Origin of the sequence: Amycolatopsis sp. ATCC 39116 (assembly GCF_000231075.2) — a bacterium.
GTDB lineage: Bacteria > Actinomycetota > Actinomycetes > Mycobacteriales > Pseudonocardiaceae > Amycolatopsis_E > Amycolatopsis_E tucumanensis.
On record NZ_AFWY03000093.1, the window covers coordinates 1 to 13,105 of the forward strand.

Annotated in this window: 12 protein-coding genes; 2 read left to right on the top strand and 10 right to left on the bottom strand. The window is 73.6% G+C overall.

Annotated features, from left to right (window positions below; translation table 11 throughout):
* Positions 1-153: 153 nt before the first annotated feature.
* From AMY39116_RS0340900 to AMY39116_RS0340915, 4 genes are read right to left on the bottom strand one after another with little or no spacing between them, the layout of a single operon-like run.
* A complete protein-coding gene (locus AMY39116_RS0340900) occupies positions 154-480 on the bottom strand; it encodes a putative quinol monooxygenase (RefSeq protein WP_020423374.1) in 327 nt (108 codons plus the stop codon).
* Positions 477-2,132, bottom strand: a complete 1,656-nt coding sequence (locus AMY39116_RS0340905) for a long-chain fatty acid--CoA ligase (RefSeq protein ID WP_235716328.1) — start codon at positions 2,130-2,132, stop codon at positions 477-479. Before AMY39116_RS0340905 ends, AMY39116_RS0340900 begins: the two co-directional genes overlap by 4 nt.
* Positions 2,133-2,167: 35 nt before the next feature.
* Complete coding sequence (locus AMY39116_RS0340910) at positions 2,168-3,796, bottom strand: tannase/feruloyl esterase family alpha/beta hydrolase (protein ID WP_027936678.1); 1,629 nt, start codon at positions 3,794-3,796, stop codon at positions 2,168-2,170.
* Between the two features lie 12 nt (positions 3,797-3,808).
* Positions 3,809-5,197, bottom strand: a complete 1,389-nt coding sequence (locus tag AMY39116_RS0340915; RefSeq protein WP_020423378.1) for an MFS transporter — start codon at positions 5,195-5,197, stop codon at positions 3,809-3,811.
* A gap of 141 nt (positions 5,198-5,338) precedes the next feature.
* Between AMY39116_RS0340915 and AMY39116_RS0340920 the strand changes: the two genes are divergently transcribed.
* A complete protein-coding gene (locus tag AMY39116_RS0340920; RefSeq protein WP_020423379.1) occupies positions 5,339-7,129 on the top strand; it encodes a GAF domain-containing protein in 1,791 nt (596 codons plus the stop codon).
* A gap of 18 nt (positions 7,130-7,147) precedes the next feature.
* Here AMY39116_RS0340920 and AMY39116_RS44410 read toward each other — a convergent pair whose 3' ends face one another.
* Genes AMY39116_RS44410 through AMY39116_RS0340935 form a run of 3 tightly spaced genes read right to left on the bottom strand, consistent with a single transcriptional unit; the run spans position 7,148 to position 8,500 of the window.
* Positions 7,148-7,372 carry a hypothetical protein gene (locus AMY39116_RS44410; RefSeq protein ID WP_020423380.1) on the bottom strand — a complete coding sequence of 75 codons (225 nt, stop codon included), beginning with the start codon at positions 7,370-7,372 and terminating at the stop codon, positions 7,148-7,150.
* 7 nt (positions 7,373-7,379) lie between these two features.
* Positions 7,380-7,838: a cupin domain-containing protein gene (locus AMY39116_RS0340930; protein ID WP_020423381.1), complete on the bottom strand. Its 459-nt coding sequence runs from the start codon at positions 7,836-7,838 to the stop codon at positions 7,380-7,382.
* Positions 7,838-8,500, bottom strand: coding sequence for a hypothetical protein (locus AMY39116_RS0340935; RefSeq protein ID WP_020423382.1), 663 nt, complete (start codon positions 8,498-8,500; stop codon positions 7,838-7,840). Before AMY39116_RS0340935 ends, AMY39116_RS0340930 begins: the two co-directional genes overlap by 1 nt.
* 143 nt (positions 8,501-8,643) lie before the next feature.
* On the opposite strand from AMY39116_RS0340935, the gene AMY39116_RS0340940 reads away from it, so the two are divergent.
* Positions 8,644-11,250, top strand: coding sequence for a LuxR C-terminal-related transcriptional regulator (locus AMY39116_RS0340940; protein WP_020423383.1), 2,607 nt, complete (start codon positions 8,644-8,646; stop codon positions 11,248-11,250).
* 22 nt (positions 11,251-11,272) lie between these two features.
* On the opposite strand, the gene AMY39116_RS0340945 is transcribed toward AMY39116_RS0340940, so the two are convergent.
* The 3 genes from AMY39116_RS0340945 to AMY39116_RS0340955 form a co-directional block, all read right to left on the bottom strand.
* A complete protein-coding gene (locus tag AMY39116_RS0340945; protein ID WP_020423384.1) occupies positions 11,273-11,605 on the bottom strand; it encodes a hypothetical protein in 333 nt (110 codons plus the stop codon).
* Between the two features lie 7 nt (positions 11,606-11,612).
* Complete coding sequence (locus tag AMY39116_RS0340950; RefSeq protein ID WP_020423385.1) at positions 11,613-12,341, bottom strand: 2-C-methyl-D-erythritol 4-phosphate cytidylyltransferase; 729 nt, start codon at positions 12,339-12,341, stop codon at positions 11,613-11,615.
* Positions 12,338-13,105, bottom strand: a 768-nt coding sequence (locus AMY39116_RS0340955; protein ID WP_027936679.1) for a 2-oxo acid dehydrogenase subunit E2, incomplete at its 5' end; no start/stop codon positions are given. The genes AMY39116_RS0340955 and AMY39116_RS0340950, both read right to left, overlap by 4 nt.

The following is a 13,105-nucleotide window of genomic DNA, read 5'->3' on the forward strand; positions in this document are numbered from 1 at the left end:
GCTGAGGTGGGCGGCTTCCGCCGGTGAGGCCGGTTCCGCACAGCTGCCGGGTCGAGCCGATGCTGAGGTGGGGCGGCTTCCGCCGGTGAGGCCGGTTCCGCGTGGCTGCCGGGTCGAGCCGATGCTGAGCTCAGCGCCGCCGCACCGGCGACGTCAGTCCCGCACGGCCATCTCGCCGAGCGGGGACCAGTCGTCCTGGTCCAGGACCGTGTTCACGATCCGCGGTGTCGCGGCGAGGTGCCGGGGAAGCGTCTCCTGGGCGGCCCGGAAGTGCGCGGACCGCACGTGCCTGGCCCCGGCGTCGGCGTCCCGGAACGCTTCCACCAGAACGTACTCGGCCGGGTCGTCGAGGCTGCGGGACCACTCGAACCACAGGCACCCCGGCTCGGCGCGGGTCGCCGCGGTGAACTCCCGCGCGATGTCCGGCCACCGGTCGGCGTGCTCGTCCTTGACGCGGAACTTGGCCGTGATGAAGATCATCCGTTGCTCCTTCGTGCCACAGTGTCCCGGTTGGTGTAGCACCCGGAACTCCCGCGAGCTGTCTCGATCTGAGACCGGAGCCGTTGCTTGGCGAACTTCCCGGTCGCCGTCTTGGGGATCTCGTCGCAGAAGAACACCTCGTCGGGCAGCCACCAGGACGCCACGCGGCCCCGCAGGTGGTCCCGGACCTCCTCGGCGGTGAGCGTGGCCCCGGCGGCCGGCACCACGCAGGCCAGCGGACGTTCGCCCCACTTGTCGTCGGGCACTCCGATCACCGCGGCCTCGGTGACCCCGGGGTGCGCCATGATCGCGTTCTCCAGCTCCACCGAGGAGATCCACTCGCCCCCCGACTTCACGAGGTCCTTGGTGCGGTCGACGATCCGCACGTAGCCGTGGCGGTCGATCGTCGCCACGTCCCCGGTGCGCAGCCACCCGTCGGCGGTGAAGGCGTCCGCCCCGTCGCGCGACCCGAAGTAGCCGGCGGCGATCGTCGGGCCGGCGGCCTGCAGTTCGCCCGGCGTCTGCCCGTCCCACGGGGCCTCCCGCCCGTCCTCGCCGATGATGCGGACCTCCGTCAGCGGCACGGCGGGCCCCGGGGTGGCGAGCAGCGCCCGCCGTTCTTCGTCCGGGTAGTCGTCGTGCACGGTGGCGATGCGGGAGGTGGTGACCACCGGGCTGGTTTCGGTCATCCCCCAGGCGTTGGTCAGCGGCAGCCCGATCGCGTCCTGGTAGGCGCGGGTGAGCGCCTCGTCGACCGCGCCGCCGCCGGACACGATCTGGCGGACCGCGGAGAAGTCGTGCTCGCCGAGCAGGGGCACCAGGCCGCGCCAGATCGTGGCGACCGCGGCCCCGAACGTGACCCGGTGGCGGGCGAGCATCCCCGCCAGTTCCGGCGGGGACATCGCCGGCCCGGGCAGCACGAGATCGGCCCCGCACAGCATGGCCGCGTAGGGCAGTCCCCACGCGTTGACGTGGAACATCGGCACGATCGGCATCACCACGTCCCGCTCGCTGATGCCGAAGGTGTCCACCATCAGCAACAGCGCGGCGTGCAGCACCACCGACCGGTGGCTGTAGAGCACGCCCTTGGGATCGCCGGTGGTGCCCGAGGTGTAGCACAACGCGGCCGCGGTGTTCTCGTCGTCCACAGTGAACTCGGGGGCGGTGTCGCCGGCCCGGGCCAGGAGTTCCTCGTAGTCGTGGACGCGGTCGTCGTCCGGGATTTCGGCGTCGCTCCCGTCGTCCATCACCACCACCGCCCGCACGGTGGTGAACGTGCCCACCAGTGGCCAGACGGCGGGCAGGATGGAGCGGTCGACGAACAGCACGTCGTCGGCGGCGTCGTTGACGATGTAGGTGATCTGCTCGCCGAACAGCCGGTGGTTGATCGTGTGCAGCACCCGCCCGGTGCAGGGCACGGCCAGGTAGAGCTCGACGTGCCGGTGGCTGTTCCATGCGAACGTGCCGACCCGTGCGCCGGCCGGGACGCCGAGCGCGTCGAGGGCGGCGGCCAGGCGCCGCGTCCGCGCGCACACCTGCGCCCAGGTCGTCGTGGTCTCGCCGCCGACCCGCCCGGACACGACGGTCTTGTGCCCGAAGAGGCGTTCGACGCGCCGGAACACGTGCGGCAGGGACAGGGGACGGTCTTGCATCAAGCCGAGCATTGGTGATCTTCCTGTGTCGGGGGTCAGCGGGTGCAGGCGAAGCTCGACGCGCGGTCCGGGTCGCCGGCGCGGTACTCCGGCCACTCCGGGTACTCGCACAGGGGGCGGGTGCGCTGGTGGCGCGTGTCGGTGACGACCGGGTCCACCGGCGACTGTCCTCTTTCGACCCAGCGTTCGAGCGCGGACAGCGAGTCCCAGCCCGCGGCGAAGGCCGGCGCGCCCGCGTTCGCGTGGTTGGCTCCGGGCACCACGTAGTACCGCAGGAACCCGTCCGTGGTCCGCGGGCCGAGTTCCGCGCGCACCCGCCGGTAGTAGTCGCTCGTCGACCGGTCCGAGACCAGCTCGTCGGCGGCGCCGTGCAGCAGGATCAGCTTGCCGCCGCGCGCCGCGAACGGGCGCAGGTCCACGTCGTTGCGGTCCTGGATCTTCGACAGCCTGCTGATCCGGTCCAGCCACGGCCCGGGGTCGCGGGGGTCCACGGCGAGCGGGTCGTGGCCGGGGTCGCGGGTCAGGAAGTACTTGCCCCACTGGTCCCAGTACTGCATGCCGTAGCCGCTGGTCAGCGGCATCGGGTTGGCCGGCGCGGTGGTGCCGAACCCGAGGAACGGGGTGCGCATGTCGGCGCCGGAGAGGAACGGGAAGCCGGGGTAGCCGGTCTCGCCGCTGGCGATCCGGTACGGCCACTCGAACCGGGTGGACATGGCGGTCACGGCGGCGATCTGCGCATCCGACAGGCACCCCGGCCCGGTGTCCGCGCCGTCCGGGCAGCGCAGCGTGCGCGGGTCGAAGTGACAGCCGCCCGGGTTCGACACGACCCCGTCCGCGACGCCGTCCAGCCCGTCGCACGCGCCGATGACGCTGGTGTAGAGGAGCGTCTGCTTGTCCGGCCCGGGAAACGCGCCGGGCCGGGACAGGATCTGCGTCAGGTGCCCCAGGTACAGGACCTCGGCGAGGTTGTTCCAGGCGGGGTAGGCGGAAATCACGCCGTCGAACGCTTCCGGCCACCGTTGCGCGACGACGAGGGCTTCACGGCCGCCGGTGGAACCTCCGGCGAAGTAGACCTCGGCGGGCTTCGCGCGGTAGGCCTGCCGGATGAGGTACCGGCTGGCGTCGTGGGTCTTCTTGAGTGCGTCACCGGCGGCGAAGTTGCGCAGCGCCTCGTCGTTGACGCCGAACGATCCGTCCAGCGACGGCAGCGCGGCCGGGCCCTGCTGGTGGCCGGAGTCGCTGGCGAACGTGGCGTACCGCCGGGCCAGTGGCGCGGGCTGGTCGGCGGGGCCGAACGGCACGTTCGCCGTCAGGTCCGGGATGGTGCCGTTGTAGCCGCCACCGCCGAACATGATCGCCTTGTGGTTCCAGCCGGACGGCAGGGCCACGCGCATTTTGATGGCGGGCGCGGCGGGGTCGACGGGGAAGATGTCGGCCTCGACCCGGCAGTACTCGATCGTCTCGCCGCTGACCACGCTGGTCGTGACCGTCGCGGCCGTCACGCGCCCGCCGGAGGTCGGCAGGCTCATCGCCGAGGCCGGGATGTCCATTCCTGCCAGCGGCGCGCACACCGGCGTCGACGGCGGGGCGGCGGTCGCCGCGGGGGATCCGGTCGCCAGCAACACGAGGGCCGCGGGCACGGCTGTCCAACGCGAGGTTCTCATGCCGTCCTCGTTTCAGCGGTAGAGGTGCGCGCCGGGCACGGCGTGCGGATCTGCGCGGACCTGGGCGGGGTTCGTCTCGGGCAGGAACCACGCGCTGACGAAGGTGATCAGCCCCATGAGCGCGATGTAAGCGGCGACCGGCAGGGTGCTCCCGGTCCGCGCGATGAGCGCGGTCATGAAGAACGGCGTGCCACCGCTGACGATGATCGCGGAAAGCTGGTAGGCCAGCGACGCGCCGGAGTAGCGGACGTTGGGCGCGAACAGCTCGCCGAGGAAGCTCGCGATCGGGCCGTAGGTGAGGCACTGGAACACGAAACCCACCACCACCGCGACGAAGATCAGCGGCAGCGACGCGCTGTCGACGAGCCAGAAGTACGGGAAGGCCCAGACCGCGACGCCCAGCCCGCCGATCAGGATCAACGGCCGCCGCCCCACCTTGTCCGAGAGGTGACCGGACCACGGGATGGTCACCAGCATCGCCACCGAACTCGCCAGCACGACCGCGAGCAGGGGGTTGCGCTCCAGCCCGAGCGAGCCGGTGCCGTAGCTCAGCAGGCCGGAAATGCTGACGTAGAACAGGCTGTTGGTGGCCGAGAGGATCCCGCAGCCGAGCAGGATCGTCCCCCACTTGGTGCGCACCACCTGCGCCAGCGGCGCCCGGACCACCGCTTTTTCGGGCCGCGACGCCCGCTGCTGCAACTCGCGGAACTCCGGGGTGTCCTCCACTTTGGTCTGGATGTAGAGGACGACCACGAACATCACGACGCTCACCAGGAACGGGATGCGCCAGCCCCAGCTGAGGAAAGCGTCATCCGGCATCAGGCTGCTGGCCGCGACGAAGATCAGGTTCGAGATGATCACCGCGACGGGCACGCTGGTCTGCCCGAAGGTCCCGGCGAATCCGCGCCGCTTCGCGCCCGCGGATTCGGTGAGCAGCAGCACGATCCCGCCCCACTGGCCGCCCGCCGCGAGGCCCTGCACGAACCGCAGCACGACCAGCAGCGTCGGGGCCAGCGCGCCGATACTGGCCGCGCTGGGCAGGCACCCGATCAGGAAGGTCGCCGCGCCCATCAGCGCGAGGCAGGTGACCACCACCGGTTTGCGCCCGTACTTGTCGCCGAGGTGCCCGGCGAGCACCCCGCCGATGGGGCGGGCCACGAAGCCGGCCCAGAAGGTGCTGAAGGCGAGGAGGGTTCCGGTCAGCGCCGAGGAGTGCGGGAAGAACACCTTGGGGAACACCAGCGCCGCCGCGGTGCCGTACAGGAAGAAGTCGTACCACTCGATCGAGCTGCCGATGAGCCCCACCGCCAGCAGTTTGCGGAAGGACCGGCGCGGGGCCGTGGGCGTGCCGGAGCCGAGCTGTCCGGGCTGTCCGTCGGGTTGCGCGAGCGGGGTTGCCATACATGCCGCCTTCGTTGGGAGCACGGGTGATGGCGGTCAGGTTAGGTGCGCTGCCGCCGGGTGGTTGAGGTGTGTATCATCCACACCTCACGCCGTTCTGGTGGTTCTTTCTTCCATCTGGCGCGGAGGAGGTATGGCACTGTGGCCAGCGACCCCGCGGGCGAATCGCACCCGCTCATGCGCCGTCAGCGCGAACTGACGTCCCTGTACGCGACCGCCAAGTCGCTCACCGCGCTGGGCGAGCTCGACGAGGTGCTGCGCTCGATCGTCCGGCACGCCCACGACCTGATCGGCACGGACTTCACGTACCTGTCGCTGGTCGGCGCGGACGGGAGACTGTCGGCCAGGGCGTCGGAGGGGACGATCTCCGCGTCGTTCCTGGCCGCGTCCATTCCCGCGGACGTGGGGCTGGGCGGCAAGGTGCTGGCGTCCCGCAGCCCGCACTGGGTGCGCGACTACGCCGCGGCCACCAGCATCGCCCACGACCCGGACTTCGACCGCGTGGTCGGCCCCGAGGGGCTCGTCGCACTGCTCGGCGTGCCGCTGGTGATCCGGGGCGAGGCGGTGGGCGCCCTGTTCGCCGCGGACCGGTCCGAGCGGTCCTTCCAGGCCGAGGAGATCGCCCTGCTGAGCGCGTTCGCCGATCACGCCGCGGTCGCGCTGGACAACGCCCGCCTCTACGACGCGAGCCGGACCGCCCTGCAGGAGCTGCGGATCGCGTACCGGAAGATCGAGGAGCACGTGGCCGTCATGGAAAGGGCGCAGGCGAGCCACGAAGCCCTCACCGGTGTGGTGCTGGAGGGCGGGACGCCCGGCGACGTCGTGCAGCTGCTGGCCGATCAGCTGGGCGGCAGTGTCACGCTCCTCGACCGGGCCGGCGTCGCGGTCGTCCGGGGGGACTCGGCGGCGGATCCGTGCCGTGCTTCCGCCGGGGACGACCTCGCCGGGGCTTTCCGGAACGCGCAGCGCTCTGGCCGGTGCACCACCTCGGTCGACGATGCGGGCGTCGCCCACAGCGTGGCGTCGATCCAGGCGGGCGACAGTTTCCTCGGCGCGCTGGCGTGGAGCCGGGCGGCAGGCGGCGACCGCGGTGTCCGGGACGACATGGACGTGCGCACCCTGGAGCGGGCCACCCACATCCTGGGGCTGCTCATCCTCAAGGAACGGGCCGTCGCCGAGGCGAGCGAGCGGCTGAGCGGGGAGCTGCTGACCGAGCTGATGGTCGGCAGCCCCGGGACCAGCGCGGCCCAGCGCACCCGCGCCCGGGCCCGCAACATCGACGTCGACCGGCTGGACCTGGTCCTCGTCGCCGACTCCGCCACGCTGTCGTCCACCGAGCTGTCGCGGCACCTGCACGACATCGCCAGGGACCGCGCCGGACTGGCCGGTGAGCACCTGGGCCGGGCCACGATGATCCTGCCCAGCGCCGACGACGACCGAACCGTCGAGGAGGTCCACCGGGGCCTGCGCCGCGCGGCGGGCGCACCGGTGACGGTCGTGGGGGAGCGGGCGGTCAACCAGGACTGGGCCCGCGCCTTCTCACTGGCCGGCCGCTGCAGCGCCGTGGTGCGCGCGCTGGGGCACACGGACCTGGGCGCCACCACGGCGCGCTACGCCCTCTACGCCATGGTTTTCGACACCGAACGGGCCCGCGACCTCGACCGGTTCGTCGCGGGCACGATAGGCCCGCTGCTGGACTACGACCACCGGCGCGGCACCGATCTCGTCGGCACGCTCGACGCGTACTACGCCAACCGCGCCAACGTCGCGGCGACCGCGCGGGCGCTGCACCTGCACGTCAACACCCTGCTGAAGCGGCTGGACCGGGCCGGCGAGCTGCTCGGCGTCGACTGGCGCCAGGAGGACGACCTGGAACTGCAGCTCGGGCTGCGGCTGCACCGGCTGCGGGCGGTCACGCCCGGCCGGACGTGAGGCGCCGCCGTTGGCGAGTCATGCGTCCTCGTCGAGCAACGTGCCGAGCTTCGCTTCCGCGATCACGAACAAAGCGTCCAGCGACTGGGGTTCCACGCGCAACCGGGCAGCGATCCGTGATCGCGGAACGCCGGCGTCGCGCAGCCGCAGCGCCTGGGCGTAGACCTCCGGCAGCCGCGCGATCGCCGCGTTCCGTGTGGACGGTCGCCCGCCCGCACGGGATCGGTTCGCGGCGTTGTCCACTGCTCGCTCAGCTGCCGGGTTCGGCGATGCTCACGCCGTGCCGGCGGGTCACCTCCAGCAGCCGCGGCAGGACCTCCTCGAGGGGCCGGTCCGCCGGGACGGTCGCGGCGAAGTCGGCGAAGAACCGGCCCGCGCCGTCGCCTGTGGTGACCGCCAGCAGCCGCGCGTTCTCGGTGGTCACTTCGAAGGTGAAGGCGCACTGCGCGGGGATCGTGATGGCCGCGCCCGGCCCGAGGTCGTGGGTCTCGCCATCGGCCTGCACCGTGACCGCGCCGTCGAGGACGTACATCGTCCCCGCCCACGGCGACCGGTGCGGCGGCGCCGCGGGTGCCCGGGGTGCGTCGACCTCGAACACCTCGTACACACTACCGGTGTGTTCGGCTCCGGCTTTGACCGTGTGGATCCCGTCGCTCATGGCGAGGGGGAGGCCCTCACCGGGCCCGCACAGGTGGATCTTGCCGTTCATCACGCCTCCCGGCCGGTGATCAGCGCCAGCGCGCACCCGGCGAACCCCGCGGCGAGAACGAGCCAGGCGACCAGCACCGCGATCCCGGAGCCGGAGAACCACGAAACCGGCACGGCCACCGCGGCCAGGATCAGCGCGACACCCGCCCACGGCGGCGCCGAGTGGCCGCGCAGGATGGCGACGCCGAGCAGGATCAGCCCGACGAGCCCGGCGAAGAAGACGAAACCGAGAATCCCCGACGGGATGTCGTCGGCCGTGTCCATCATGGTCACCGCGGTCGGCACCGGCACGCCACTCTTGAGCGCGACGTAGGCCAGCGCCTCGGTGTCCAGAGCGCTCGGGATCGCCGTGCCGAACGCCAGCACCGTGCCCGCCAGTCCCAGCCTGGGCGAGTTGCGCCGGGCCACGCGGCCTGCCGTGAGCACGGCAGGCGCCCACAACAACGCCGACACCGCGCCCAGCCAGGCCTGCGTGGGGTAGCCGTCGAGGTCGGCGGCGATCCGCTGCGCGATGGCGGTGTTGCTGGTGCCGGTCATGTCCAGGTCCAGCGCCAGGCCGGCGGCGATCAGCAGCGGGGCCAGCACCGCGGCCGCACCCATCAGGTACCTCGCCACCGGCGGCAGGTACAGGCCGGACCGGGGCTCGGTGTTCACCGCAACCATGACGTCCCTCCTTTCGGGAACGCGGAACCATGCCGCGCCCAGCCTGATCCCCGTGCCGGCGGAGCACACGAGTAGTGCGCTACTCGGATATCGCCCGCCGGGTGGAAGACGCCGGGGACGGTGAGCGTCTACCGTCCCGTGTCGTGGGCCTGAACTGGCCGTTGACCGGCCGGGCTGAGGAGCTGCGGTTCGTCGACGCCGTGGTGCGGCGCGGCGCGGGGAACGGCGTGGTGCTCGCCGGTGCGGCCGGGGTCGGCAAGACCCGCCTGGCACGGGAGGCGCTGGCCGCCGCCGGCAGGCGGCACGCCGGAACGGTGTGGATCGCGGCGACCGCGTCGGCCCGTGCCGTGCCGCTCGGGGCGTTCGCCCCCGTGCTGACCGGGGTGCGCGGCGACGCGACCCAGCTGCTCCGCCAGGCCACGGAGGCGCTCACCGGGACCGGCCGTGGCGGTGTCGTGCTGGGCGTGGACGACGCCCATCTCCTGGACGCGCTGTCCGCGTCGCTGGTGCACCAGTTCGTGCTGCGCCGCGTCGCCACGGTGGTGCTCACGGTCCGCAGCGGTGAACCGGCGCCGGACGCGGTGACCGCGCTGTGGAAGGACGGTCACCTGGAGCGGCTGGAGGTCCAGCCGCTGTCGGAGGCCGAGACCGTGGCCCTGCTGGAGGCGGTGCTCGGCGGCCCGGTGGACAGCGCCGGCGCGGCCCGGCTGTGGACGCTGTGCCGCGGCAACGCGCTCTACCTGCGCCAGCTCGTCGACGGCGAGGTGGCCGGTGGTGGCCTGCGTGTCGTTCGCGGGGTGTGGCGCTGGTCGGGCCACCCCGCCCTGTCGCCGGGCCTGGCCGACCTGGTGACCACCCGCATGGGCCGGCTGTCCGGCGCGGTCCGCGACGTGGTGGACGTCCTCGCGCTCGGCGAGCCACTCGGCGTCCCCCTGCTCACCGCCTTGACCAGCGCCGCGGGCGTGGAGCAGGCCGAAGCGGAGGGCTTGGTCGCCGTCGAACCGGACGGGCGCCGGCTGGAGGCCAGGCTCGCGCACCCGCTCTACGGCGAGGTGCGCCGCGAGGCGCTGGGCGTGCTACGGGCGCGGCGGCTGCGCGGCCGGATCGCCCAGGCGATCGAGGACACCGGAGCCCGGCGCGCCGACGACACGATGCGGCGGGCGGTGCTCGTCCTGGACTCCGACCTCGATCCGGACCCCCGGCTGCACACGCTCGCCGCGCAGCGGGCCATCGCGCTGCTCGACGTCCCGCTCGCCGCCCGGCTGGCCCAGACGGCCGTCGAGGCCGGAGGTGGTTTCGAGGCGCGGCTGACGCTCGGGTTCGCGCTGTCCTGGCTGACCCGCGGGGACGAGGCGGAGGCCCGGTTGTCCGCGCTCGCCCCGCTCGCCGCCGACGACTCCCAGCGCAGCGTGGTCGCCGTGGCCCGCGCGGGGAACCTGTTCTTCTCCTGCCGTCGCCCGGCCGACGCCGAGGCCGTGCTGGACCGGGCGGAGGTCGCCGTCCGCCGGCCCGAGGCACTGGCGCCGATCCTGGCGATCCGCGCGCTCTTCCACGCGGCCGCGGGACGATCGCGGGAGGCGATCGAGACCGCGGCCGCGGCGCGGGCGGCCGGACCGCTGCCGCCGCACGCGATCCTGCTCGCGGCGTGGGCGGCGGTCGGCGGGCTGGGGCCACTCGGCCGGGCCGGTGAGCTGGAGTCCGCCGCCGCACCCGGCTACGCCGCCGCCGAGCGGTCGTTCGACGCGGTCGTTCCGTCGTTCGGGTTGTGCGAAGCGCACCTGTTGGGATTGCGGCTCGCCGGGGACCTCCGCGGCGTGGAGGACCTCGCGCGCACCCGGTACCGGCAGGGCACCGAGATCCCCGGGCCGCTGCAACTGCTCGGCGTGGCGCTGCTCGGATACGCCGCGCTCTACCGGGGCCGGTTGCGCACGGCCATCCGCAGACTCCGGGAGGCGGAGGCCGGTCTGGGGCCGGTCCGGCAGCAAGGGCCGGGTTTCGGCAACCTCCTCGCGCTGACGCAGGCGCTGGCCATGGCGGGGGAGGCCGGTCAAGCGGCGGTGGCGCTGGCCGCCGCGGAGGTCGAGCGGCACCCGTCGACCGCGTTGTTCGACCCCGAACTCCTGCTCGCCCGCGCGTGGGTGCGGGCGGCCGAAGGAGCGGTCAGCGCCGCGATCCGGGGCGCCCGGGAAGCGGCCCGCCTCGCGGCCGAGCGCGGCCAGCCCGCGTTCGAGGTCTACGCGCTCCACGTCGCCGTGTGCTTCGGCGACCGGGGCGCCGCACCGCGGCTCGCCGAGCTGGCGGACCAGGTGGACGGTCCCCGGGCGGCGGCCGCCGCCACCCACGCCGCCGCGCTCGCCCACGACGACGCCGACGCGCTGCTCGCCGTCTCCCGGGCGCTGGAGGACATGGGGGATCAGCCGGCGGCTGCCGACGCCGCCGCCCAAGCCGCCGCCGCGCACACGCGGGGCGGTCGCACGGCGGCGGCCCGTGCCGCCGCCACACGCGCGCACCATCTGGCCCAGGCCTGCGAAGGCGCGCGAACACCCGCCCTGGCGTCAGCGGAGCAACCCTTGCCGCTCACCGATCGGGAGCGCGAGATCGTCACGCTGGCCGCGCACGGGCTGTCCAACCGCGAGATCGCCGACCGGCTCGTCGTCTCGGTCCGCACCGTGGAGGGCCACCTCTACCGGGCGGGCGCGAAGCTCGGCGTGACCGAGCGGAAGGCGTTCGCGGCGCTGCTCGGCATGTGAGTCCCCGCCCGCGCGACGAGGTTCAGTGCTCGCCCCGCGTCCGCCGGTTCTTCCCGGAGTGCCACACCACCCGGATTTCCGAGAGCAGTTCCAGCGGCTTGGCCGGCACGGTCTTCGGCAGTGAGCTCGCGAACCGCAGCGGGTCCTTGCGCAGGCGGCGCAGCATGCGCTTCGGCTTGGTGACCAGCCGCTGGCGCAGGTCGGCCAGGTAGTCGGCGCGCACGTCGCGGCCGTAGGTCCGCCCGCAGGCGGTGCAGGTGACCTCGGCGAGGAGCCGCCCGGCGTAGACGACCTCGTGCACGGTGTCCGTGCCGCACCGGGAGCAGGTCAGTTCCGCGTGCCGGACAGTGCCCATCGCTGCCTCATCTCCGGTAGTTCGCCGAGGCCAGGACCTGCTCGGCGATCACCAGGTCGTGTGCGTAGGTGACCTTGATGTTCTCCTGCTCCCCGGCGACCCAGTGGATGGGCAGCCCGGAGAAGCGCTCCATGACCGACGAGGTGTCGGTGCCCTCGAACCGCTGCCGCGCGGCCTCTTCGTAGGCGTCCAGCAGCGGCCGGGCGTGGAACGCCTGCGGGGTCTGCGCCCGGATCGCCGTGCCACGCGGCAGGTTCGCCAGCCCGCCGTCCGCGACGGCCATGATGTCGTCGGCCGCGAGGCCGGGCACCGCGCCCCCGTGCCGCCGCGCCGCCTGCAGCACGCCGGCGATCAGCGCCGGGCTGGCCAGCGGACGGGCGCCGTCGTGCAGGAGCACCGTGTCGACCGCGCCGCTGTCGATGCGTTCGGCTAGGTGCCGCAACGCGCGCAGCTCGGACTCCTGCCTGCTGCGGCCGCCGTGCACCACCTCGACCTCGGCGCCGTCGACCTCGCGTTCCAGCACCCACTCGACGAGCTCGTGGTCCTGCGGCCGGGTGACCAGGACGAGCACGCCGATGCCGGGCACCCGCGCGAACGCGCCGAGCGACCAGGACACCAGCCGCCGCCCGGCGAGCGGCAGGTAGACCTTGTTGACGTCGGCCCCGACCCGGGTCCCGGACCCGCTGGCCAGCACGACGGCGGCGGCGTGAGCACGTCGATCCATCCCGCCGATCATAACGTCAGCAGCTCCTGCACCGAGGCCAGCAACCGGGCGGCGTCCGCGCCGTCGCCGACCCGGTGGTCGACCGTGAGACCGACCGTGCACCGCAGGGACAGGCCGATGCCGCCGGGCACCGGGACCACCTTCTCCTGCACCCGGCCGACGGCGAGCGCCGTCGCCTGCGGCGGGCTGAGCAGCGCGTGGAAGGCGTCCACCCCGAACCCGCCGAGGTTGGACAACGTGGTGGTGCCGCCGGACATCTCGGCGAGCGTGAGCTTCCCGGCGCGGGCGCGCCGGACCAGGTCGCGGACGCGCTCGGCCAGCCCGTCGTCGAGGTCCGGGTCCCGCAGCACCGGGGCGAGCAGCCCGCGCCCGGTGTCCACGGCGAGCGCGACGCCCACGTGGTCGTGCCGTCGCACGTCGCCGTCGGCCCATTCGGCGTTCAGCTCGGGGTGCCGCCGCAACGCTCCGGCGAGGGCGCGCAGGAACACCGTGGTCCAGTCGCCGCGCGCCGGCATGTCGAGGTCGCGGTAGACGACGAACTGGGGGACCTGCGCGCTGGCGGACATCCGCCGCGCGATCACCGCGCGCCGGCTGCGCCGCGGTGCCGGCGGCGGGAGGTCGGCGAGCCGGATGGTGGCGGCGGGCCCGGTGGGGGTGATGGTGGCCAGGTCGATGCCACGCTCGGCGGCAACCCGCCGTGCGGCGGGCACGGCCGCGACCCGCCTCGGTGGTGTGGCCGTGGGTGCGGTCGCGACGCGCGCTGGTGCCGCGGGGGC